Here is a 22,981-nt window from a genome sequence, read left to right as displayed (position 1 = left end):
TGTCTCATTCTGCGGCATGTATTTAATAAAAAGTAACTATTAATCCAGAAAAGCTCAGCATAAAATCAAAACCAATCTGATCGACAGCACTACGCTGATCGATGCTAAATATAAAGGACACTTGAATTACATGCGTATTAAACATTTAACGCTTTCACTTTTTTTTGCAGGTTTAAGTACAAGCCTCTTTGCTCAACCTGTATTGGTTAAAACTGAACAAACCATTGAAGAATATAAATTAGATAATGGTTTTCGTGTGGTTTTGGCGCAAAATGATAAAGAAAGCAAAGTGTTTATGAATACGGTGTATTTCACGGGTTCTTTAAATGACCCTGCGGGCAAAGGTGGTTTGGCACATTTGCTCGAACATTTGGCCTTTAAAGGCACTGAAAATGTCAAAGGTGATGAATTTCAGCGTCGCTTAGACCAATTCACGCTGATGACCAATGCCAGTACGGATTATTATTCAACGAAATACACCAATGTGATTCGTCCTGAACAAAGTTCGATTGACCAAGTTTTGCATTTGGAAGCAGAACGGATGGATAAATTAGTACTTCAGGAAAAATTTGTACCAACAGAAATTGATATCGTTAAGCGTGAACGTGAAATTCGTTTAGATCAGCCATTTTCAGTGTTAATCGACCAAGTTTTAAAAGAAGCCTATGGCAATCAATCTTTAGGCCGCTTACCGATAGGTGATTTGAAAGAACTTCAATCGATCAATATGAACGAATTAAACCAGTTCTATCGCCGTTGGTATGCGCCAAATAATGCAGTGATGGTAATTTCTGGTAAGTTTGATAAAGCGGCTGTATTAAAACAAATTGATCAACAATTTAGCCCAATTGCCGCACGCCAAATTCCTGAACAGGCCAAAGTCCCTAAATTAGATGGAACGAAATTAAAGCAACGCGAATTTACAGTTCATAAGGGCAGTGACTTTGGTAAATTTAATATTTATTTAAATGGTGCAGTCGAACCGTTTAAAACTGCTTTGGCGGTATCTCCAACTTTGTATACCTTACAGCCAAGTGGGCATTTGTATCAAAGCATGGTGGAAACAGGGACAGCAACCGCAGTTCAATCCACCACATGGTTAGATAAAGATTTTAATTTGGTGTTTATGGGGGCGATATATGGCCCAAGTCATGATGCTAACAAAGTGGCAACCAGTCTGGCACAAGGTGTAGAGCAGAATAAAGCCTTTAATGACGTCGAGCTAAACCGTGTTAAAAGCCTGACTCGAAATATGGCTGACAATGTCAAAAATAGCGCAACAGCACTTGGCGAGCGTCTTAGTTCTTATACTGTGGCTTATAACGGGGACTGGTCTCAATATTTCCGAGACTTAGATAAAGTACAAAAGCTGAGTGTAAGCGACGTGAATCAGGTGTATAAGGACTTTCTAAAGCCCGAATACCGTGTCACAGGAAATATTCTACCGACACCTGAAGACCAGAAGAAAGCACAGCAACAGGCTGCGTCAAAACCTGCTGAAACTTTAGATCAGCAAGCGCCTGCAGAAGAGCCATTGAAAGATGCGAGTGTTTATCGTGCTGAAGTGAAGCAATATGTTGCAGAGTCTAAGCAATATTTAAATCAGAAAGAAAAACAGATTCAGCGCGCTAAATTTAAAAACGGCATTCAGTATGCATTGTTTCCAACTAAAACACGTGACGACAAGACCTATGCCACGATAGCATTGGATTTTGGTACAGCACAAAGCTTAATGAATAAAGGTGAATTGCTAGATTTGACAGCTTACCTTATGTTCCGTGCATCTAAAGATCAAAGTTTACAGCAAATTGCCGATAAAATTATTGATGTTGGTGGCGGTGCAACGGTCAGTGCAAATGATAATGGCCTGATGATTCAAGTGGTTGCTCGTAAAGAAAAATTTGCTGAATTTTTGCAATATGTCATTGATGTTATTAAAGCACCAGCATTTGAACAGTCACAATTTGATTTAATCAAAGCGCAAAGTTTGTCGAGTTTGGATCGACCTTATACAGAGCCTGATACCGTTGCAGCAATGACTCTGTCGCGTATTGTTGAGATCTATCAGCCGGGGGATATTCGTTATCACTTCGAACCTGAACTTGCGAAAAAACAAATTGAGTCGGCTACACGTGATCAAGTGCAGCAGTTACATCAGAAATTCTTTAAAACACAGCATGCACAAATTGCGGTAACAGGTGATTTTGATACCAAGCAAATAGAAAAAATTCTGAAAAAAGAATTTGCAGATTGGAAAACGAGCGAGCCATATCAACGCTTAGAGTCTAAGTTTACGACATATCCTGCACAGAAAGTGCATGCATTGTCTGAACAGCGTGAGTTTGGTAGTTACCAAGCCATTATGACTCTACCTGTAGGTGTGGAGCATACTGATTCTCCTGCACTACAAGTATTACGCCACATACTTGGTGATTCACAGTTGTCTTCACGTTTAGCTCAAGAGTTACGTGAAAAGAATGCATTGGTGTATGGTTTTAGTGCAGACATTAATTTTGATGAATGGGTGAATTCAGGTGTACTGAGTATTGATGCAAACTACACTGCGGGTAAATCAGCACAAGTTTCTCAGTCTGTTCATAAAGTGTTGCAAAACTTATTGAAAAATGGCGTGACGGAACAGGAAGTAGAAGCAGCCAAAGCCAGTATTTTGAAAAAGCGTTTAACTGCACTTGAAGATGACCGTCGCATTCATAGCATGTTGATTCCACAGTTAGAAAAAGGTCGTGATTTAAACTATCGTGAAAAGCGTGATCAACGTATTGCTAGTTTGACCAAAGCGGATGTTAATGCTGTCATCAAAAAATATATTCAACCTGAGCGTTTGGTTGAGGTGATGGCTGACCAATATGGTCAAGCTGTAAAATCTATTCAAAAATAAAATTAATAAAAAAAATCCTCCATCTGGAGGATTTTTTTGAGCTGCATTGTATGACTTGATTGTAAGATTATCTTAACGAACTTATAGGCGGTAGAACTGACGGGCATTTTGTTGGAAGACTAAAGTCAGTGCATCATGATCATAACTCGCGACCGCATCTGAAAATGCGTCAATAATATTCACCAAGGATGCACTCACACTATCCATCGGGAAGTTAGAGCCAAACATCACACGGTATTTCCCAAAGCATTGTAGAGCATGAGAAATAAGCGGAAAGGCGCAATCGAAAATCTCTTGTTTGGATGCAAGGCGTTGTTCTTTATGAAACTGATGACCCAGCACCGGCATGAATAATCCAGACATTTTGGTATAAACATTTGGGCAACTTGCCAGTTCAGCTAAATCATCTTTCCAACGAAACAAGATATTGTCACGTGAAGTTTGGGTTAAGCCTGTATGTGAGCCGACAGGTCCAAAGGCACCGACAGGTGTCCCAAAATGATCCAGCACGATAGATGTTTCAGGGAAAGCACGTGCTAAAGCGATTAAATCACGAATTTGGTCTGAATAAACCCACGCATCAAAACTTAAGTTCATTTGAGCAAGAGCTTCAAAACCTTTCATAAATTTTTTATTGGTATAGAGATGCGGTTCATTGGTCCATGCATGAACTTTTGGGTCTTCATGTACAGCTGCCATTTTTCGTATGCCACGAAAATGTGGGGAGGCTTGTTTATGCATTTTAAGAATTTTCTTAAAACTATTGTCACATGGGTCTGCAGTGCCGACTATGGCGCCAAGTTTAATTTTTTGAGCGTTAAAGTCTAAGGATTCAATGAACTTGGTTTCACCAACTACCCCTTTACCTTTATAGTCATGCCAGCTCGCTTCTACATGTACGATTTGATCGACCTGATAATGTCCTGCATCTTGCTTATAATTTTCAGGCAAATACGGTGTCGTCACATGTTTGGTCAAACCAACTGTGTCAATTAACTCTTGCGGCTTAACTAAGCGCATCATTTTGTCGAGCAAGTAGGGATGTTTACCCAATAATTTCACGGCAAGTGAAGCGGCATGTGGGGTATTGTATGGATCCCATTGATGTATATGTGAATCCACGATGGCAAAATCGAGCGTCTGCATTGCTATCCTTGTCCTTAAAAGCATGTCCATTTCTTGCGTATTTCATTGTATTTTCGAATACGCGAGGCACTGAAAATAGCATGAATGATGAAAATACAACGTTATGACTAAATATTAAATCAAAGCTTTGTGAAAGAGAAGTTGTATAAAAAAAGCCCCGAAGGGCTTTTGATTAATGCTGATGATCGTGGTCGTGATCATGCTTGTTTGCATGGAATTCTTCGTTATGACGGAAGCGAAGATAGTTTTCAAACTGTTCGCAATATTCATCATAATTATCTTCAAGCATCATTTGAAATTGTTGAAGAATATAAGACATTACTTGATCTTTGGCATCACGCATTTCTTTGCCATCTTTGAAGCCATTTGCGGCAACCCAAGTATTAAAGCGAGCAGTACCAAATAACATGGCAGCACTCACTTGACCGCGCATTTCTGCAGGTTTAACTTGAGAACCTTTTTCAACACGACAAAATTCATTGGCTTGTTTAATAAATTCATCCGCACGTTCAAAGAAAGCTGCATTCAACGCTTCTTCTTCGGTTACATCAGTAGCTTCAATCTTTTGAACCATGAATGTGTCCTAGCATAAAAATCTAATGCAGTATTATAGGCAAAGCCTTGCAGAAACTAAACCTTTGACTTAATCTAAAAAAATAGCCTAAGTAAAGTGGAATACCCCATGCAAGATGCAATCGCAGTGCAAAGTCTGAAAAGTGATATTGCATTACTTCGACAAAATATTTGGCCGCCCTCAACCTTAGCCAATGTAGAGGGGCTGCCCATTTATTATGGTACACAGTCTGAAGTGGCTGAATATTATGCGCAGTGGACAGGTTTAATCGAACGTGCTCAGGACTTATTTCAACCCTTTATGGAAGATGAAGTCCTTGATGCAGTCCATTTGCCGAGTCATTTGAATCTGCCGCTTTTTTATTTTCATGTGGATCGTATTCGAATCAACAAAACACGGGCGAAAGAATCTAAAACCTTTCGGGGTATTGCCAGCTTAGTTGAAAAATGTGGGCAGTTTGAAGCTGATCAAATTCAAGCGATGCGACTATGGCTGGACAGCGATGACACGGCAGCTTTGGTCGCACACCGTGAATTTATTGACCTCAGAACCTATGTATTTCAACATGGGCAAAGTGATTATACCCGTACCCGTTTTTATGTGAATGGCATTGTACTCAGTGTCGAAAACGACTTTAAATTGGTGGATGCCCGTGACAAACCACGTAAAGCCCGTAGTGATAGCTATAGTGACCCTTTAGCAGATAACAATACGTGGAAAATCTTTGGGAAATATCGTTAATCAAATGTTTTGACGACATTAGTTAGAGCGTGGACTTAGTTCGCTGCACAAGGAAGCTTTGGATTATTTAATCCACGCCCTAATGTGAAAATAGCCACTATGGCGAAGGCGACAAAGATCATCACCGAATACAATAAGGTATTGGCATTAAAATGATCGACAATATAGCCGCCAAACAGAGAGCCACACGCGATCATGAGTTGGAAAATACCAATAAACAGCGGCATGCCTTTTTCAACTGCTTCAGGGGCATGTACAAACATCCAGATATTGGCCGTTGTAGGAAATGCCCCAAAAGCGAAACCCCATAATGCGGTTAAAAGATATGCACCGAATAGGTGAACTGCAAAGTGTGGAAAGCTAAAAAATACCACGATAAAACTGAATGCAACAAAAGCAAGGGTATAGCGGACATTGATGTTGCTGCCATAACCTGCAAATAAATTACCAAAGAAACCTGCGATGCCGTAGATCAATAATAATGAACTGATGGTGGTCGCATCAAAGCCTGCATGATTCTTAAAAAATGGGGCGAGATAGCTATAAGACGAAAAATGAGCAAAACCAATTAATAAAATAATAATCAGTCCTTTACGTGCTTTATCATGTTGAATCAGTGCAGGTAAATCACTAAATCGAATAGCCGATGTCGGTGGAAGTTTTGGGAGAAATTTGATTTCTAAAACTAAGATGATGATTCCGATTGCTGCAATGATTTGAAATGCACTACGCCAACCTAACCAGTCACTTAGCCATGTACCTAGTGGAACACCTAATACCGTCGCTAAAGTAACCCCTGCCATGACGATCGCAGTGGCTTTGGCAATGGCGAGATGACTGGGTGCGACACGTCCACTCAAAGCTATGGCTGTTGCCCAAAATCCACCGATAGCAATACCCAATAGAAAACGGCTAAACAACAACAGCGCAAAGCTTTCTGCGAAGCCAGTTATAAAATTAGAAATGACCATAATCACGGTTAAGGTAATCAGTAAGATACGACGGTCAAGTTGCTTCACAGCAACAGAAAGCAGGGGCGCTGCGATCGCACCCATAATGCCAGGGAGGGTAATCACCCAACCTGCGGTACCTACACTAATCTTTAAATCATGAGCAATGGCATTTAACACACCAATAGGTAAAAACTCACTGGTGACTAGTGCGAAAGCTGTAATGGCAACCGTGAGGATTGCAAACCAATTCCCTTGATTAGGAGAAGATTCATCAGGCTGCTGCGCCAACGGTACATCTGGTTTTAAAGCTGTAGCATGCGGATTCATAGCGTTACACCTTAATTATTTAATTTAATAGTGACTGTTATAAAAATAAATTATTTGATTAAATTGTGAGCGTCAATTATTTTATTAGTGAACGTTATAAAATATAAATGTTAGCTTATGATGAATGATTCAAAGCAAGAAAATCAGCACGCTAATCCAGCCGATACGGTCAAGAAGCGTGGACGACCTAAATGTTTTAATGAACAGCAAGCTTTGGAAAAGGCGATGATGTTGTTTTGGCAATTTGGCTATGAAGGAACGTCGATCAGTGATTTAACTCAAGCTTTGAATATCACGGCACCTAGCCTATATGGCACATTTGGCGACAAAACGGCGCTTTTTGAAAAATGTATTGAATACTATAGTGAACACGAAGTTCAGCCTGCAGAAAAAATTCTACAAGCAGGTCAAACGGCTAAAATTGCGATGGAATTGTACCTATATGACAGTATTCAGCATTTGGTACAAGCCAAAAAACCTAAAGGTTGTATGGTGGTGGTGGCAACAATGAATTGTTCACAGCAAAACCAAACCGTACAAGAACAGCTCAAACAACGTCGTGCCTATACCAAAACAAAAATTATGGATCGGCTCGCTATAGGCGTGCAAAATTCGGAAATTGAAAGTTTGGCTCATGCAGAGCAATTGACTGATTTTTATATGACCTTATTGCAAGGGATGACCATACAAGCACGTGATGGTATGGCCTTGACGCAATTACAGCGTATGGTGAGTAATGCGATGAAATCATGGGAGTTTTTAGCACAAGGCCCAATCAGTATGGATCATGAATTAAGCCCCCAATAGCAGCATAGTCTTAGGCAATTTTTTAGTTTTTTTTGAATGACTGATATGCAAATTATATGCTGAAGTTTATTTGCAGGGGTGAATTTTGATGTCGCCTAATTCCATTACACTGATATAACCATCAACCGCAATTAAATTGTCACTTTGACTCGATAGAGTTAGACATTCTCCAAACTTGACGCTGGATAGTAGCTGACCTTGCTGTGGATTCAAGTTCATACTGTAAATACTCAGTGTGCCAGCATCGGTTTTGATTTGGTAAGACTCATCACCATAGTCCTCATTATTATTGCGCAGGACTTTAAAGGTTCGTCGTGTCTGATCAAAGTTTTGAGTTGGAGAAAGCGGCTTTTCTACTTGTAAGGATGCCGTGCGCCTTAATTCGGTGCTTTGCACAGGCTTATGTTGTTCACTACAAGCACTTAGTAATGGGAAAAGGATAAATATAAGTGAAAATGAAAATAGGGGATGAATTACAGGTATGTGACTATTCAACATAAAACCACCCTGAATCTAATTTTTCAGATAGCTTATTTTAAAAGTTTTTATCCAGAAAACAAAAATAATAGCTTCTCAAAATATTTCAATGTAACTGAGTCAAACTAAAGAAATGATGAATTGAAATTAACCGACTTTGAATCTGAATGTTCAACAAATGAATATCTATATGACAATGTGGGATGCAAATAAAAAGGGAGACTCATTGAATCTCCCTTTTTGATTTTACTTAATGAGTTTTCGACTCACAAGGAATTGTTCTGTCGCTTCTAATAGCTTATCAGCATAAACCTCTAGTTTTGCCGTCAACCAACCGAGAACAAACCAATCGCTAGCTTCCAGCTCTGTTTGCTGAATATACTGTGCAGAAGAGGAAAGGACTTGGTATTCCTGTGCCGCAACTTGTGCATCATTGAGTGCTTTACTGTATTTCTGCAAATTTTTTACATCGTAAATCGACGTCAAAACTGGGAAGCTAAATTTAAGCTCTTGTATGCGTTGAGAAAGCACGTCTAAGCTTTCAAAATTGTTAATGTCGGCATCATTTAAAGACTCTTGGAGGGCTTTATATTGGTTTTGCAGGGTTGTTTGAGCATACCATTTAAAATCATGTTGCTGCGGCGCATCATCGAATTTCAAACTAAACATTAAAAGCTCAAGATAATGATGTACATTTTGAGTCGATTTAACCAAATTGCCTAACTTCTCTTTGCAATACAAAATATCTTTAGTTAAATTTTCTGAAGTCGTTGGGTTTTGTAAAAAGCCACCCAAGGTATTTTGCATGTGTTCAAAATGGTGTAATTGTTCAAATTGCTGCTTAAATGCGCCTAATTGGACAGCCCATTTTTCAACGATATCACTGTTCCAATCTTTAAATAGCGAAATGGTTAATTGTAAATGATGGAGTGCTTTCTGAGCTTGTGTAATGTGCTCAGCCTGAGCCACACCTGCAGAAATTGCGGCAATATTAGGCAGAAGATGCTGCATTTCCTGTGCAATTAAAAGTCGTAAGTTTTTTGCGGCAGTGTCTTTTTTACTGAGTTGAAATTCTTTAGCCTCAACTGCTGGACTCACAGTTTGATTCAATGCCAGCAAGTTACCGATTTCCGCTTTACTGCGAACGTCTAACCACAAATGGTACTTTTTAACCCATTCAAAACTAAAGGCAAGGAGTGATTGAATAGAGCCACTTTTAAGCTCAAATTCTACTTCGTGAACCTCTGTTTCTGTATTGTTGCTACGGATACAGCCGACATCTAAGCAAACTTCGATCTTGGCATCTTCAAACTCTATGACGCGATAAGTTCTGAGAATATCTGTTTCAAACTGAAGTTGTAACGAATCCTGCTGATCGCCTAAAGTGGTTTTTAAAACTGACTGAACTTCAGCTTCATTGCTATAAACAGCTAAATCTAGGGCAGGAGCTTGTTCTTGCTCGCCCAAATCAAGATTATGTTCAAACCGTTCAATGTGGCTTTTACCTGCAGCTTTCAAAGTTTGAATCCAACGCGTTCCCTCTAGACGTTGACGCAAGGCTGCATGCTGCTGTGCCATTTTTCGATCTGGGGTATCAAAATATTTAGCTTTAAGTTGAATTTGTTCCGATTTTTTTGGATCGAGTGCCTTTAATAATGCAGTTCGACGTGCTTCTGGAATCTGGAACTTTAATTCAACTTCAACCATGGTTTTCTGTCCTGATGTTACAACTTCATGATCTGGCATAAAGCGATCTTTAAATTTTTATAAAAATGAAAAACTAAAATGTGCGTAAATTTTCTATCAGCTAAACGCGTATCGATTGTAGCGAAAAACAGTTGAGAAGTAAGACTTGACGGATTTGAAAACTCTGCTTTTGGACTAAGAAAAGTTTTAAAAGATGGATATTCCATCAATTGTATAATTCACTATTGCTTGAGTTACATTGGGACAAAATAAAATTTTACGCCTTTAAAGTGGGCGAGTTTTGAGCTATGTTGATTAAAAATAAGTTCAGGATGAGCACAAAATGAATTCACAAGTACAACCCGAGTTTAATCGAGATTTAAAGCCCGAATTTCAGTTACCTATTCGTGACTACTCGCAATTTTATCGATTTTATTTGACTGAACATCGAAATATCATGAGCCGACGTTTACATGCCACAGGCAGCAGTATAGGACTCTATTTCTTTGCAAAAGCAATTTTAAAAAGACAACCGAAGTATTTTGCTTATGGCCTGGTTTCAGGCTATGCCTGTGCATGGGTCGGACATTTTTTCTTTGAAAAAAATAAGCCAGCTAGTTTTAAGCAACCTTTGTACAGTTTTATTTCCGATTGGCGCATGCTGTCTGATATTGTGAAGGGGAACTTAAGCTTACAAGACCGCAATTTAGATAAGATTGATAGTTAATTGTTTATTAATCAAACGCTTAATTTTTATGGATATGGGTGTGATTATTTTGAGTAAATGACTTGCAAAATTAGAGTGATTAGTCTAATAATGATCATATTGTTTATTTACTTCTGATATAAAACATGAATAGTTGATAAACCCCAGTTTTCCGAGCCTAGAGTGACCTTCTCTAGGCTTTTTTTATGGCTTTAGAAAAGTCTATTATTTGAAAAATATTACAATAAAAACTTTTATAAAATAGGCTAGACTTTTTGATGCTCTGAACGCTCCCCAAAACGTTTCTTACCAAGCACCAAAAAGTCTAATAGGTTACACATTTTTATTTTTATAAAAGTGTTGTGTTTTTATGCGCTGAGTTTTGAGTTCTTCTGGTGCACTATTAAATAATTTGTATCAGTTTTGTTCTATACCTGAAAATAGGTATTTTTTGCCATTTTCTACAGAAAATTTAATTAAACATTTATATAAGTAGTCCTGTGAAAAGGAATATAACTTTCTCAGCAGCAAAGCATTAAAATTTTATGCCCCAAGCAACATTTCACAGACCTAATCGTTATAATATTCAAAAGTTTTAAGTTGTGATTGAACTATGCGTGGTTTATACCTCATTACCAATGATGATCCTATCGAATTGCTTTTAGCCAAGCTTGAAGGCGCGATGGCAACTTATGAAGTTGCTGTTTTGCAATATCGTCGTAAAAAAGTGGCAAAGGAAGATCAGGCTTATGAAATTGAGTACATGAAAAATATGTGTAATCAGTACAAAGTGCCTTTTGTCATTAATGACGATCTAGAAGCTGCAGTTCAATATGGTGTGGGTGTACATTTAGGGCAAGATGACGGTTCAATTGCTGAAGCTGTAACACGCTTACCTAAAAATGTTTTGATCGGTCGAAGCTGTAATAACTCTTTAGAACTGGCTGAGCAGGCGATTGCAGACGGTGCAAACTATGTGGCTTTTGGCGCCATTTTTGCGACTGAAACTAAGCCTGAAGCAGGCAATATTGGCTTAGAAACGCTAAAACAAGCAAAAGCAAAACTAAATGTACCTATTTGTGCAATTGGTGGTTTAACTGTAGAAAATTCAGCAGAAGTCATTGAAGCAGGTGCTGATCTTTGTGCTGTGATTAGTGATGTATTAGGTCGTTCAATGTCTGCTGTTAGCAGTCGTGTTTATGAATGGTCTGAGCTTTTTGCTGAACAAGCTTAATTTTATTTTTTAGATTGAATAAGTAGAGAATTTTTATGAGCTTATCTGCTAAGCAAGAACAATTATTTAAACAAGCCAGCAAGCATATTCCTGGCGGTGTAAACTCTCCTGTACGCGCATTTAATGGTGTAGGCGGTACACCGGTATTTATCGAAAAAGCGCAAGGTGCATATCTCTATGACGTAGACGGAAAACGCTATGTCGACTATGTCGGCTCTTGGGGCCCAATGATTTTAGGTCATGCGCAGCCCGACATTATCAAAGCAGTTCAAGACGCGGCTGTTGATGGTTTGAGTTTTGGTGCGCCAACTGTACATGAAACCACTTTGGCGGACATCATTTGCGAAATTATGCCGTCTATTGAATTGGTTCGTATGACCAACTCAGGGACTGAAGCAACCATGACCGCCATTCGTCTTGCTCGTGGCTACACCGGCCGTGACAAGATTGTAAAATTTGAAGGCTGCTACCATGGTCACTCAGACTCACTTTTAGTGAAAGCAGGTTCTGGTCTTTTAACTAAAGGTGAAGGCGAAGCAACTTCGGCCGGTGTACCTGCTGATTTTGCCAAACACACTTTAACCCTGCCATATAACGATATTCCCATGCTGAAAGAATGCTTTGCAAAGTTCGGTTCAGAAATTGCTGGTGTAATTGTCGAGCCAGTTGCAGGCAACATGAATTTGGTGAAACCAATTGACGGTTTCTTGCAAGCCATTCGCGATGTATGTGATGAACATGGTTCTGTCTTCATCATTGACGAAGTAATGACAGGTTTCCGTGTCGGTCTTGGCGGTGCGCAAGCGCATTATGGCGTAACGCCTGACTTGACTACTTTAGGCAAGATCATTGGTGCTGGCCTGCCTGTGGGTGCATTTGGCGGCAAGCGTGAAGTGATGGAATGCATTGCACCTCTTGGCAAAGTTTATCAAGCAGGTACATTGTCTGGTAACCCATTGGCTATGCGTGCCGGTATTGAGATGTTTAAACATTTGCGTCAGCCGGGCTTCTATGAAACTTTGACTGAAAAATTATCAGGTTTGCTTGCAGGCTTACAAGCTGCTGCAGACGAAGCGGGCATTCCGTTCTTTACTCAGCAAGTAGGTGGTATGTTTGGTATTTACTTTACAGATCAAACTGAAATCACAGGTTTTGATTCAATTTTGAAATGTGATGTAGATGCTTTCCGTACCTTCTTCCACGGCATGTTACAGCGCGGTGTAAACTTAGCGCCTTCAGCATTTGAAGCCGGTTTCTTCTCAAGCGCGCATAGCGATGAAGATATTGCATTTACCATTGAAATGGCGAAAGAAGTTTTTGCCGAAATGAAGTAATTTTCATTTAAATCGGTAAATTCTGCTTTAGAATAAAGCCCGCAGCCTGCTGTGGGCTTTTTTGTTGTTTTAAATTCGGCTTTTTAAGAAAAGGATTTTTAAATGAAAACCAAGCATTATTTAACTTTGGCAGATGCAGAATTTTTACTAAACACAGCACATGCTTATGCAGTTGAACAAGGTTTTAATGTCAGCATTGCGGTAATGGATGATACAGGCAATTTATTGGCGATGAAACGAATGGATGGTGCAGCGCCAATGACAGCAAATCTATGCTTAGAAAAAGCCAAATGTTCAGCCATCAGTAAGCGCCCATCTAAATTGTTTGAAGATTTGATAAAAGGTGGGCAGATGGGTTTCTTAACCATGCAGACGTTTAATGGCATGCTGGAAGGTGGTGAGCCGATTTTGTATGAAGGGCAATTGGTGGGTGCAATGGGCGTGTCTGGGGTAAAGTCATTTCAAGATGCAGAAATTGCACAAGTGGCGATTGAGAAGTTTTTCGCGCAGCAAAACTAAGCATGATCTTGAGTGAAATAGATAATTCAGCCCAATCGATATGTTGGGCTTTTTTTTATTTTGATTTAAATGTCTAGGAACTTCGCCCATAGCATTAAATCGAAATTTTCTAAGATTGAGCCGAAGCATTCAGCATGAAATTGATAAATGCTTTGAGTTTAGAAGACTGATAGTTAGACTTTGGATAGAGTAAATAAAAAGGCCGAGTTGTTTGGCTATAAGATTTGAGAACTTCCACCAACGCGCCGCTTTGTAATTCTTGCTCCACTGAAAAGCGGTAGACTTGCATCAGTCCCGCACCTGATTTAGCTAAGATTAAGGTCGAGAGATAATCATCTTTACAGGTAATTTTTCCTTGCACATCAACCATAATTTTTTTGCCTGCATCCATGAGTGACCACGGTCCAGACTTACCTGAACTCGGCAATTCAAACAAAATACATTCGTGATGCTGTAAGTCTTCGATGTTTATAGGTGCAGGGTGCCTTTTCAAATATTCAGGTGTAGCAACAATGCATAATGCAGCATCTTCAAGTTTTCGTGCAATTAAGCCAGAGTCGGTTAACTCATTACCGCGAATCGCAATATCATAATCATCAGTTACTAAATTTACATTATGGTTGCTGACATGAATCTCGAGCTTGATGTGTGGAAACAGCTCGGCAAATTTAGCCATTTTAGGCAGCAGTCGATAATGTGCATAAGCTGTAGGTACGCTAATTTTCAGTAAGCCGATGGGGTGTTCCTGTTCACCGCTGATTTGCATTTCACCTTCGAGTAGGCTATTCAGGGCTTGTTTGCAAAAATAATAATAATGCTGCCCAGCATCGGTAATTTTAAGTTGGCGTGTAGTGCGGACAAATAGCTTTACCCCAAATTTTGCTTCTATGCGTGATATCGCTCTACTGACTGCGGCAGGAGAAATGCCTGCTGCAATTGCTGCAGCAGAGAAACTTTTCTTTTCCACGGTTAAACAGAATAATTCAAGACTGCCGATTTGCAGATCATCATAGTGACGCAACATAATATTTCTGCTTATTAATTACATGATGTAATAAGTAAATTAAATTTGAAGATCTTTTTCAAGAATTTATTTTCGATAAAGTGGGTTTAACAGCTGATTCAGCACTGGCTGAGAGCAATTATTTATACAACTCCACAACGAATATAGGAGATACACATGGCGATTCTCAACTACGAAACAGGCCAGATTCAGGCAGAAGCAGCGTTTACTTCAGACTTCCCGGTTGCAAGTGAAATCAAGATGCATGATTTAGTGAATATGCAGGAAATTGAACGTCGCAGCATGGATGTGCGTCCGGGCATGCGCCACAAATATATGCCACTTGGTTTTGACCGTTTTAGTGGTGCGCTTTGGACTGGTGGACGCTACTTATTTGATACTTGGGAAAATGTAAAAGATTATGAGCGTTTCACCAGCGAAGAATTGGAGTTTGAGCCGAATGTAAAGTTTTGGAGCCGCCCATTTTTCTTGAATGTACAGCGATATATTTGGCGTGTTGCTGGTGCGCATGATTTTAAATCCTTAGCAACATCGCATCATGTTGTTCGTTTTGAGCGGTTTTCGACACAGCATGATCAGTTAGATCAGCTGCTAAAAGAGGTTTGGCCGACTTTGCGAGAGCAAGCGAAGGCGCAAGGTTTGTCCAGTGCTTGGCTGATGTTTAATCAAGATGAAAAGCAAGTCAGTATTGTGACCGTGGCTGCCAAAGTGGATACAGGTAATGCGGCTGAGGATAGCATCAAGGCTTTGGCTAAACTTGAAAGCATGAGCTCTTTGAGTGAATTGTTACCTTCTGAGTTAGAGTTAACGCCACTATTTGACCGAACCAATCCAATACTTGCACAGTGGCTGCCTCTATCTCGTGTTGCAGGCGGTGAACCTTCGGCACATCCGATGTCACCACCATTGTCGGCACCTACCGTCGAACCACAAAAATAAATACGATAAGCTGACAGGGGTCGTGCTCTTGTCAGCATTCATATTGTAGTAAAACAGTCTAGAAAATGTGGTCGTTTGAAGTATCAGGGCTTATTGGAGTGCTAGCAGTGTGTTTTATAATGATCAGTTCTAGTTTGATATACTATGTAATATACAGATTTAGGAAATATATTAAAAAAATATAATTCTTAATGCGATGTATACTAGGGAGGAGCAGCTATACATATATTTTACAATGATGAGTATTGATGTATCTCGAATATTGTTTGTGAATGAAAAGAATATTAAAGAAATTATCGTAAAATAAAAAAATGATATTTGAAAATTTTTTATGTTCTTTTAAAAAGAATGGACGTTATACAAATTAAAATAAATGGACAGCTATGGACTCAAAGGAATTAGTATATTTACTCAAAATAGGAATAATCAACGAAAACCTTGAAATCTATAAAGGATTGTTTTCAGATACCTTGCCATCAGAAATAAAAGATCCTTATTTTATTGATGCAATAAGTTTTTTTAATAATTTGCCAGACGAACATAAGAGAATTTTTTTTTCAATCTTACGACAAGTAATGATTGATTCAATTAGTAATGTATTGGGTGTTATTGATGGCAGCTCAAGTTTAGAAGAGCACGATGGTGATTTTTCTTTGCTGTATGAGGGTAAGTCACTTGAATATTTACAAGATTATTTTTTATCCCAATTTGAATAAAACCAAAACTTAGGTTTATCTAATAAACTTAATAGAATTAAAAAAATATATAAGTTTAAAGTTGACCAAAAAGTAAATCATCAGTAGCCGAAAGTCACCTTCAGATATGATTCTGCGTTAGCATAACAGTTGTTCTAACATCAGTTTTGTGCCGAGCCCGTATGCTGTATTCCATGCCCAAAAAAATCCAATTTGCACCATCTCAAGCGAAATGGCAGTTGTCATCAACACAGTCGGTATTGGTATTAGTAGGACTGCAAAACTTACGCATGCAGCAGGGCATACAAGATACGCAGCTGATGGAAAATATTATCCAGCTGACCAATAAAGCCAAAGCTTTAGAGATTCCCATTGTCGATTTATATGGGGATGATTTAATTCAAGGCATGCCGCAGCTTGGTGAATATGCAACGACACATCCGCAGCTGATTTTTGCGGGGCAAATTACGCCGATGCTGAAACAGATTTTGTCGCATCTATATAGCGTAACAGAGCAAATCTGTATCGTTGATGATGCGATTGCGATGAATAATCAGGAACAGCATATTCAGTGGGTGGGCTCCATATCAGGCCAAGGTATTCATCACATGAGTAGTTATAATTTGATGCGGCTTTGGAATCTGTCAGCACCAACGGAATTCGTTTTGTCAACCAAAGGTATTTTATTGGCTATTGCAGAGCAGCTAGATATGGATGCATTGGAAATAGATCCCTTAATCGATTTACGTAGTTATGGACTCGATTCCGTTGCCATGGTCAGCTTAATTGGGTTGTGGCGTGCCAATGGTGCAAACATCCGTTATGAAGACTTTTTAGATGATGCAAGTCTAGAAGCATTGCTAGAAAAATTGCTCAGTACAGACTAAACAAAGCCAATTGGAATTATTTTTGTTCTAAATCGGAAAATACGTCGGGAAATATGCCTTTGTGCATTGTAATTGTTGGCTAAGCTTTTTATTATTGCCGCCTTGTTTTTCGAGATCAGAACTGGATTGAACTTTGATTAATTTTCTAACCGAACACCTGATACATCGTGACACTGACTTTATGGTGATCCATAAACCAGCAGGTTTACTCACAGTTCCGGGAAAAACAGTAGATTTACAAGACTGTGTTATCAATCGATTATTACAAATTGAGCCGAATACTTTGCTCATCCATCGTTTGGATCGTGATACCTCAGGTATTTTGGTTTTTGCATTAACCCGTCAAGGACAAAATCGAATTTCACGCCAGTTCCAAGAACGTCAAACTTCAAAAACATATCAGGCATTGGTTGCGGGTACGCTCGAAGGTGAAGGTACTGTTGATGTACCCGTCGTGTATGACCCAGAACATCCGCCACTGCATATTGCCGATCCTGCACATAATAAGCCTGCACTTACGCATTGGAAAGCCACTGAACATTTTGAGATTCAGGGTCAAGCCGTAACACGTGTAGTGTTAACTCCTATTACCGGTCGATCACATCAGCTTCGTGTTCATATGCAATATTTAGGTCATCCTATTGTAGGTGATACTTTATATGCAACAATTGAACAACAACAGCTGATGCCGCGCTTATGTTTACATGCTGAGCGTTTGAGTTTTAACCATCCTGAAACAGAGCAAACAGTGGAATTTCACTGTCCTGTACCATTTTAGGAAAATCATTTAAATCCCTAAGAATTCTGCTCACTATTTAGTGGGCTTTATGTCAAAATATATTGCTTTATGGTCTAGATTTTTGCTCAAATAACGTTCACAGTTTGAGCATAATATTTTCAGACCGAACTTGAGAAAAAGGTGGAAAAATTGCAGCAGTTTGCTATTGGTCAACGTTGGTTATCAGATACAGAAACGGAACTGGGTTTAGGTGTTCTTATTGATGTTGATGAGCGATCGGTCAGCATTTTATTCCCAAAAAGTGATGAAACTCGTGTCTATGCCCGTCACAATGCACCTTTATCTCGTATTGTTTTCAATGTAAATGACGAAGTCCAAGACCAAGAAGGTCAAATTTGGATTGTCGAATCTCTTGAAGACCGTGGTGGCGTGGTTCGTTATAACGCGGTACGTAAACTTCCCGATGGCACAGAAGAGCGTAAAGCACTGAATGAAACACGTATTGGTGCAAGTATTCAGTTAGCAAAACCATTAGATCGTTTACTTGCAAGCCAAGTGGACTATAAAGAATGGTATGACCTCCGTATCGAAGCCTTATTGCTACAAGCCAATATGAAGTCTAGCCCTTTACGTGGCTTGGTGGGTTCACGTGTGGGTCTTATTCCACACCAACTGTATATTGCGCATGAAGTGGGTAAGCGTTTTGCTCCACGTGTATTACTTGCTGATGAAGTGGGTCTAGGTAAAACCATCGAAGCGGGTCTGATTATTCATCAGCAACTCAAAACGGGTCGTTCAGAACGTATCTTGGTCTTAGTACCTGATTCATTGCAATATCAATGGATGATTGAAATGCGTCGTCGTTTCAATCTTGAGTTCTCATTATTTGATCTGACACGTACAGCATCAATTAAAGAACACGATCCAGACCTCAACCCATTCTTAACAGAACAATGCATCATTGCGAGTGTCGATTTGATGATCGACCATGATGACTTGCGTGAACAAGCCCTTAAAGCTGGGTTTGATTTGCTCGTAGTCGATGAAGCTCATCATTTAATGTGGTCAGAAGAAGAAGGCGGCAATGACCGATATGACCTTGTTGAAGAACTTGCTGAAAAAACGCCGGGTGTCTTGTTACTAACCGCAACGCCTGAACAATTAGGTGTGGAAAGTCACTTTGCACGTTTGCGTCTGCTCGATCCACAACGTTTTAGTTCGCTTGATCGTTTCTTGGATGAAGAAGAGCAGTATCACCAAACAGCTAAAATTGCTGAAGTGCTGATGTCTGATCTGCCACTCGAAGAAGGGCATTTGGCAGCGATTGAAAGCCTATTAGGTCATCGAATTACTGACGAGCCAGAACAACGCTTCCGTGCCATTCACGAATTATTAGACCGTCATGGTACAGGCCGTATTTTATTCCGTAATACACGTGAAGCGATTCAAGGCTTCCCCGGGCGTGACTGTCAGCCTGCGCCATTACCTGCACCAGAAAACTGGTCTAAAGATGGCAAGCTACGTGAACAAATGTGGCCTGAAGAAGCGCAGCTTGATGGCTCGTGGATGGAAACCGACCCACGTGTGATGTGGTTGATGGAACGTCTGCGTACGGACTTGAAACACAAAAAAGTGTTATTGATTGCACGTAGTGGTCCAGTGGTTGAGTCCTTAGAAAATGTACTTCGTTTGCATGCGGGTATTCGCACAGCAATGTTCCATGAAGGCATGAGCTTATTAGAACGTGACCAAGCAGCGGCTTACTTTGCAGAAGAGTCATACGGTGCACAAATTTTACTATGTTCAGAAATTGGTTCTGAAGGTCGTAACTTCCAGTTTGCATCCGACCTTGTGTTATTTGACTTACCTGCTAACCCAGACGTACTTGAGCAACGTATTGGTCGTTTAGACCGTATTGGTCAAGAAAATCGTATTCAAATTCATGTGCCTTATCTGGTTGGTACTGCTCAAGAGCGTATGTTCCGTTGGTATAACGAAGCATTAAATATTTTCTGTAATATCTCCCCGACAGCGCAAACTCTCCAAGAAAACTTCATCGTCAATCTGAAAGATTGTTTGTTGGCAGATAAAGGCCAAGAGTTTGAAGATCTGCTCGAAGCCGTAAGTGTGCAACGTGAAGCGCTTGAAGCTGAACTTCAAGAAGGTCGTGACCGTTTACTTGAGTACAACTCTTGCCGTCCAATCGTGGCACAAGAAATTGTGACTGCACTTGAAGACTACGACGACAATACAACCTTGCCAATGTTTATGAAGCGCTTCATGGCGTCTACAAACATTGATTTTGATGAGCAAAGTAATGGTACCGTGATCATCAAGCCAACAGATCAAATGCAAGTTCAAGGTTTGACCTTGGACGAGGAAGGCATGACGGCGACGTTCTATCGTGACCAAGCACAGATTCGTGAAGATGCTCAGTATTTAACTCTTGAGCATCCATTCACTGAAAGTGTGATGGAAATGATTAATACGCAAGGCTTTGGTAGTACCAACGTTGCTGTATTGAAATCGGCCGCTTTACCGCAAGGTTCTGTGTTAATGGAAGTGTGGTTTAAAGTCGATGTCGTTGCTCCGAAAGCATTGAATTTGCCGTCAAGTTTGCCACAACAGTTGGTTCGTGTATTACTGAGCGAAAAAGGTCAGGATTTATCGCAAAAAATTGCACCTGAAATTTTACGTCCTTATTTACATCATCTTGATGGTAACAGTTGCCGCCAAGTAGTTAAGGCGCGTCGAGATGTTATTGAACAGCGTTATACGCAAGCGCTGGAAATTGCACGTGGCGCATTACCGGGCTTTAAACAACAAGCCAAAGAAATCTATGGTAGCAAATGGCAGTATGAAATTGACCGTTTGACTTATTTGAAGCAGTTCAACCCAAGTATTCGTGAAGACGAAATTGCACGTTTACAAAAACTGCAAAAAGAAGGTTTAACACTGCTTGATGGTCTGGCGGTTACACCAGAAGCAATTCAAATTATGGTAGTGGTTAAGCCATAAGTTAAGAATCTTAAAAAAGCACCTTAGGGTGCTTTTTTATGGCTAAAATTATAACTGTAAAATTAATCACGACAGATTTACGCTAAATCTAAGTTTTGTATTGTTTATTTTTAATCTAAATTGTCGACATCAGCATAAAAAAAGTAACTATTCTTCAGCAATTCTACAGCTTGATCAAAGTCTTCATGTTCATCCAACATATAAAATATGGCTTCGAGCTTTGTATAGTCCGGATGATTTTTTGCTAACTGAATTTGGATCGTACATCGGTCTGCTTGGCTGCGTGTTGCATAATGAGCAGTAAGTAAATCAAAGTTGATGTCAATGCATAGCGGCTGTTTTAAGGCAATGGCACCACAATAAGCATGTATTTCAGGTAATAAACGTAAGACTAAATCAGCCTCTTTGCTTTCCGCCACGATGAGCTCTGGGTCTGCGGTCTTACACAAGGCGAGTACTTCAGTTAAAAGGGTTGAGTCATCTAGTGTATGGTCTAACACGATGACTTTTTGCGGTTGGGTTAAATCAAAGTCATTTATTAAAATCATAAAACCTCCTGAAAATAGAATGGTTATGCTTTATTTATCTGCGCTATATATATGAAGTTGTGCTACGTATTGAGTCTAAATATTTATAAAAATAGTTTTGAATAATGTGTTTAGTCTAAGAATGTTCTAAAGTTAATCATGTCGTAGAAATGCAACGTTTTTTGATTCGAAGCTCAGTTAAATACTGAAATTGTTAATATAGGGCGCTACGCTTCATGCTCATTGCTAGACCCAATATACATGCTTTGATTAGTAAAAGAATCGGCATCGCGACATAAGCTGTCGTGATTGATGTCAATTGAATTATGAAGGTGAAATGATTAAATGTATTCGGACATACAGAGATAGCATCATATTCAAATGATTGATCACGAACTGTCAAAATGTCGTGTTTTGATGCTTTAGTTAAGTAAAGTTTTGGCTTGGTTGAATTTATACGTCAATGCTAGCGAGTTGAGGGTAGTTCCGTTAAAATGCTTCAAATTTCAGCAGTTCGTTAGAAGAAAATAAAAATATGAAATCCTTAATTACCTTAGGTAGTAAAACGTCACACGGTGGTGTGGTTTCAGAATGTGAACCTTCATTTGTGATTAATGGTATTGCTGTGCATTTAAATGGCATGAAACATTATTGCCCGAAATGTAATTCGACTGTGGCTGCGATCGCGGCGGATCAAAGTACAACGGTCAAGGGGCGTGGTGTTGTGGTTGCTGGAGATAAAACCACTTGTGGCGCAACCTTCTTACCGAATCAATCAATGGTCGGATCACAAAAATAATCTGCATACTGACTTTTAGTTCATCTAAATAAACTCATTGAGTCCTATTCTAATCGAGTTGATCTCTTTATGATGGGTCATCATCAGTTGATAGGATGAGTTTTAGATGAAAAGCGCGATCCATTTTACCCATGCCAATGGTATTCCTGCCGCGAGTTATCGAAAGTTTTTATCTTACTTTTCACCGCAATTTGATGTGAAGGCGATTCCGCTGATTGGTATGGATGAGCGCTATCCGATCACCAAAGATTGGCGATATTTGGTCGAACAAGTCATTGCAGATATTGAGCACCAATTTCCAAAGCAACAAGTGATTGGGCTTGGGCATTCTTTTGGCTCTTTAGTCACCCTGATGGCGGCTTATAAACGTCCAGATTTGTTTTCACAACTGATCATTATGGATCCACCTTTCGTAATCGGTCCTAAGTCTGCCATTTTTGAAGGTATGCAAAAATTAAAGCTCAAAGCTGTCGATAAAATTACCCCAGCGGCAATTACATTGAAGCGTAATGACCATTGGCCAAATTTGGATGAAGCCTATACGGCACTACGGAATAATCGTTTATTTAAAAGTTTTGATCCGCAATGTTTTGAGGATTATTTTGCACAAGGCATTCAAGCTGATGAAAAACGCGGTGGCGTGACCCTCAGCATTCCAAAAGCCGTGGAAGCGCAAATCTTCCGTACAGTGCCTGCATGGTGGTGGCGTACTCCACGTAAAGCCCCTCAAATGCCTGTACACCTTATCACCGCAGATAACAGCCATTTTTATAAACAAGGTTTGCCTGACGGAATGAAGAAAACCTATGGTATAGATTATAGTGTAGTTGAAGGTGGGCACATGTTTCCACTTGAGCAGCCGAAACAGACAGTGCTACACGTCATGCAGTACTTACAGCATTAGAAAAATAAATTTTGCTCAAAAAAAGGAGACCTGAACGTCTCCTTTT

At 39.7% G+C, this 22,981-nt stretch carries 21 protein-coding genes; 14 read left to right on the top strand and 7 right to left on the bottom strand.

The window, feature by feature from the left end; genetic code table 11:
- The first annotated feature begins 130 nt into the window (after positions 1-130).
- Positions 131-2,899: a M16 family metallopeptidase gene (locus G0029_RS09610; protein ID WP_180109727.1), complete on the top strand. Its 2,769-nt coding sequence runs from the start codon at positions 131-133 to the stop codon at positions 2,897-2,899.
- Between the two features lie 81 nt (positions 2,900-2,980).
- Here G0029_RS09610 and G0029_RS09605 read toward each other — a convergent pair whose 3' ends face one another.
- Entirely contained in the window at positions 2,981-4,045 is a 1,065-nt protein-coding gene (locus G0029_RS09605) for an amidohydrolase family protein (protein ID WP_180109726.1), read from the bottom strand.
- A 172-nt stretch (positions 4,046-4,217) separates the two neighbouring features.
- The gene (locus G0029_RS09600; RefSeq protein ID WP_078188837.1) at positions 4,218-4,619 is read right to left on the bottom strand and encodes a DUF3144 domain-containing protein; all 402 of its coding nucleotides are present in this window, start codon (positions 4,617-4,619) and stop codon (positions 4,218-4,220) included.
- Positions 4,620-4,727: 108 nt separating this feature from the next.
- Between G0029_RS09600 and G0029_RS09595 the strand changes: the two genes are divergently transcribed.
- The gene (locus G0029_RS09595) at positions 4,728-5,360 is read left to right on the top strand and encodes a hypothetical protein (RefSeq protein ID WP_180106596.1); all 633 of its coding nucleotides are present in this window, start codon (positions 4,728-4,730) and stop codon (positions 5,358-5,360) included.
- Between the two features lie 35 nt (positions 5,361-5,395).
- On the opposite strand, the gene G0029_RS09590 is transcribed toward G0029_RS09595, so the two are convergent.
- Entirely contained in the window at positions 5,396-6,640 is a 1,245-nt protein-coding gene (locus G0029_RS09590) for an MFS transporter (RefSeq protein ID WP_180106595.1), read from the bottom strand.
- A gap of 117 nt (positions 6,641-6,757) precedes the next feature.
- Between G0029_RS09590 and G0029_RS09585 the strand changes: the two genes are divergently transcribed.
- Complete coding sequence (locus G0029_RS09585; protein WP_227591807.1) at positions 6,758-7,447, top strand: TetR/AcrR family transcriptional regulator; 690 nt, start codon at positions 6,758-6,760, stop codon at positions 7,445-7,447.
- A gap of 66 nt (positions 7,448-7,513) precedes the next feature.
- Here the strand turns inward: G0029_RS09585 and G0029_RS09580 are convergent, their stop codons facing one another.
- Positions 7,514-7,945 carry a hypothetical protein gene (locus tag G0029_RS09580; RefSeq protein ID WP_180106593.1) on the bottom strand — a complete coding sequence of 144 codons (432 nt, stop codon included), beginning with the start codon at positions 7,943-7,945 and terminating at the stop codon, positions 7,514-7,516.
- 225 nt (positions 7,946-8,170) lie between these two features.
- The gene (locus G0029_RS09575) at positions 8,171-9,631 is read right to left on the bottom strand and encodes an inorganic triphosphatase (RefSeq protein ID WP_180106728.1); all 1,461 of its coding nucleotides are present in this window, start codon (positions 9,629-9,631) and stop codon (positions 8,171-8,173) included.
- 322 nt (positions 9,632-9,953) lie between these two features.
- On the opposite strand from G0029_RS09575, the gene G0029_RS09570 reads away from it, so the two are divergent.
- The 4 genes from G0029_RS09570 to G0029_RS09555 all read left to right on the top strand — a co-directional run bounded on the left by G0029_RS09570 (position 9,954) and on the right by G0029_RS09555 (position 13,403).
- Positions 9,954-10,337 (top strand): DUF962 domain-containing protein, encoded by a 384-nt coding sequence (locus tag G0029_RS09570; protein ID WP_180084259.1) that lies wholly within the window; start codon positions 9,954-9,956, stop codon positions 10,335-10,337.
- Between the two features lie 592 nt (positions 10,338-10,929).
- A complete protein-coding gene (gene thiE / locus G0029_RS09565) occupies positions 10,930-11,550 on the top strand; it encodes a thiamine phosphate synthase (protein ID WP_180077723.1) in 621 nt (206 codons plus the stop codon).
- A gap of 35 nt (positions 11,551-11,585) precedes the next feature.
- Positions 11,586-12,884, top strand: a complete 1,299-nt coding sequence (hemL, locus tag G0029_RS09560) for a glutamate-1-semialdehyde 2,1-aminomutase (protein WP_180106591.1) — start codon at positions 11,586-11,588, stop codon at positions 12,882-12,884.
- A 102-nt stretch (positions 12,885-12,986) separates the two neighbouring features.
- Complete coding sequence (locus G0029_RS09555; RefSeq protein ID WP_180023855.1) at positions 12,987-13,403, top strand: GlcG/HbpS family heme-binding protein; 417 nt, start codon at positions 12,987-12,989, stop codon at positions 13,401-13,403.
- Between the two features lie 109 nt (positions 13,404-13,512).
- On the opposite strand, the gene G0029_RS09550 is transcribed toward G0029_RS09555, so the two are convergent.
- Positions 13,513-14,427, bottom strand: a complete 915-nt coding sequence (locus G0029_RS09550; protein WP_180084262.1) for a LysR family transcriptional regulator — start codon at positions 14,425-14,427, stop codon at positions 13,513-13,515.
- Positions 14,428-14,583: 156 nt separating this feature from the next.
- On the opposite strand from G0029_RS09550, the gene G0029_RS09545 reads away from it, so the two are divergent.
- From G0029_RS09545 to rapA, 5 genes are all read left to right on the top strand, one after another.
- Positions 14,584-15,366, top strand: coding sequence for a hypothetical protein (locus tag G0029_RS09545; RefSeq protein ID WP_180106589.1), 783 nt, complete (start codon positions 14,584-14,586; stop codon positions 15,364-15,366).
- 383 nt (positions 15,367-15,749) lie between these two features.
- The gene (locus G0029_RS09540) at positions 15,750-16,082 is read left to right on the top strand and encodes a hypothetical protein (RefSeq protein ID WP_180106587.1); all 333 of its coding nucleotides are present in this window, start codon (positions 15,750-15,752) and stop codon (positions 16,080-16,082) included.
- A gap of 161 nt (positions 16,083-16,243) precedes the next feature.
- On the top strand, positions 16,244-16,948 hold the full coding sequence (locus G0029_RS09535) for a phosphopantetheine-binding protein (protein WP_180106585.1): 705 nt from the start codon (positions 16,244-16,246) through the stop codon (positions 16,946-16,948).
- A 133-nt stretch (positions 16,949-17,081) separates the two neighbouring features.
- Positions 17,082-17,726, top strand: coding sequence for an RluA family pseudouridine synthase (locus tag G0029_RS09530; protein WP_180106583.1), 645 nt, complete (start codon positions 17,082-17,084; stop codon positions 17,724-17,726).
- Positions 17,727-17,867: 141 nt separating this feature from the next.
- On the top strand, positions 17,868-20,705 hold the full coding sequence (rapA, locus tag G0029_RS09525) for an RNA polymerase-associated protein RapA (protein WP_180106582.1): 2,838 nt from the start codon (positions 17,868-17,870) through the stop codon (positions 20,703-20,705).
- Positions 20,706-20,815: 110 nt separating this feature from the next.
- Here the strand turns inward: rapA and G0029_RS09520 are convergent, their stop codons facing one another.
- Positions 20,816-21,253: a hypothetical protein gene (locus G0029_RS09520; protein ID WP_180106581.1), complete on the bottom strand. Its 438-nt coding sequence runs from the start codon at positions 21,251-21,253 to the stop codon at positions 20,816-20,818.
- 514 nt (positions 21,254-21,767) lie between these two features.
- Here G0029_RS09520 and G0029_RS09515 point away from each other — a divergent pair.
- Positions 21,768-22,031, top strand: coding sequence for a PAAR domain-containing protein (locus G0029_RS09515; protein WP_078193592.1), 264 nt, complete (start codon positions 21,768-21,770; stop codon positions 22,029-22,031).
- A gap of 106 nt (positions 22,032-22,137) precedes the next feature.
- Entirely contained in the window at positions 22,138-22,935 is a 798-nt protein-coding gene (locus G0029_RS09510; protein WP_180109725.1) for an alpha/beta fold hydrolase, read from the top strand.
- The last annotated feature ends 46 nt before the right edge of the window (positions 22,936-22,981 follow it).

It is taken from the genome of Acinetobacter sp. YH12138 (genome assembly GCF_015218525.1).
GTDB classification, from domain to species: Bacteria; Pseudomonadota; Gammaproteobacteria; order Pseudomonadales; family Moraxellaceae; genus Acinetobacter; species Acinetobacter amyesii.
The sequence above is the reverse complement of the archived record's forward strand: the minus strand, read 5'-3'. Positions and strand labels throughout refer to the sequence as shown.

Coding starts and splice junctions, on each gene's coding strand:
- G0029_RS09610 (WP_180109727.1), top strand. CDS start 131: ATGCGTATTAAACATTTAACGCTTTCACTTTTTTTTGCAGGTTTAAGT.
- G0029_RS09605 (WP_180109726.1), bottom strand. CDS start 4,045: ATGCAGACGCTCGATTTTGCCATCGTGGATTCACATATACATCAATGG.
- G0029_RS09600 (WP_078188837.1), bottom strand. CDS start 4,619: ATGGTTCAAAAGATTGAAGCTACTGATGTAACCGAAGAAGAAGCGTTG.
- G0029_RS09595 (WP_180106596.1), top strand. CDS start 4,728: ATGCAAGATGCAATCGCAGTGCAAAGTCTGAAAAGTGATATTGCATTA.
- G0029_RS09590 (WP_180106595.1), bottom strand. CDS start 6,640: ATGAATCCGCATGCTACAGCTTTAAAACCAGATGTACCGTTGGCGCAG.
- G0029_RS09585 (WP_227591807.1), top strand. CDS start 6,758: ATGATGAATGATTCAAAGCAAGAAAATCAGCACGCTAATCCAGCCGAT.
- G0029_RS09580 (WP_180106593.1), bottom strand. CDS start 7,945: ATGTTGAATAGTCACATACCTGTAATTCATCCCCTATTTTCATTTTCA.
- G0029_RS09575 (WP_180106728.1), bottom strand. CDS start 9,631: ATGGTTGAAGTTGAATTAAAGTTCCAGATTCCAGAAGCACGTCGAACT.
- G0029_RS09570 (WP_180084259.1), top strand. CDS start 9,954: ATGAATTCACAAGTACAACCCGAGTTTAATCGAGATTTAAAGCCCGAA.
- thiE (WP_180077723.1), top strand. CDS start 10,930: ATGCGTGGTTTATACCTCATTACCAATGATGATCCTATCGAATTGCTT.
- hemL (WP_180106591.1), top strand. CDS start 11,586: ATGAGCTTATCTGCTAAGCAAGAACAATTATTTAAACAAGCCAGCAAG.
- G0029_RS09555 (WP_180023855.1), top strand. CDS start 12,987: ATGAAAACCAAGCATTATTTAACTTTGGCAGATGCAGAATTTTTACTA.
- G0029_RS09550 (WP_180084262.1), bottom strand. CDS start 14,427: ATGTTGCGTCACTATGATGATCTGCAAATCGGCAGTCTTGAATTATTC.
- G0029_RS09545 (WP_180106589.1), top strand. CDS start 14,584: ATGGCGATTCTCAACTACGAAACAGGCCAGATTCAGGCAGAAGCAGCG.
- G0029_RS09540 (WP_180106587.1), top strand. CDS start 15,750: ATGGACTCAAAGGAATTAGTATATTTACTCAAAATAGGAATAATCAAC.
- G0029_RS09535 (WP_180106585.1), top strand. CDS start 16,244: ATGCTGTATTCCATGCCCAAAAAAATCCAATTTGCACCATCTCAAGCG.
- G0029_RS09520 (WP_180106581.1), bottom strand. CDS start 21,253: ATGATTTTAATAAATGACTTTGATTTAACCCAACCGCAAAAAGTCATC.
- G0029_RS09515 (WP_078193592.1), top strand. CDS start 21,768: ATGAAATCCTTAATTACCTTAGGTAGTAAAACGTCACACGGTGGTGTG.
- G0029_RS09510 (WP_180109725.1), top strand. CDS start 22,138: ATGAAAAGCGCGATCCATTTTACCCATGCCAATGGTATTCCTGCCGCG.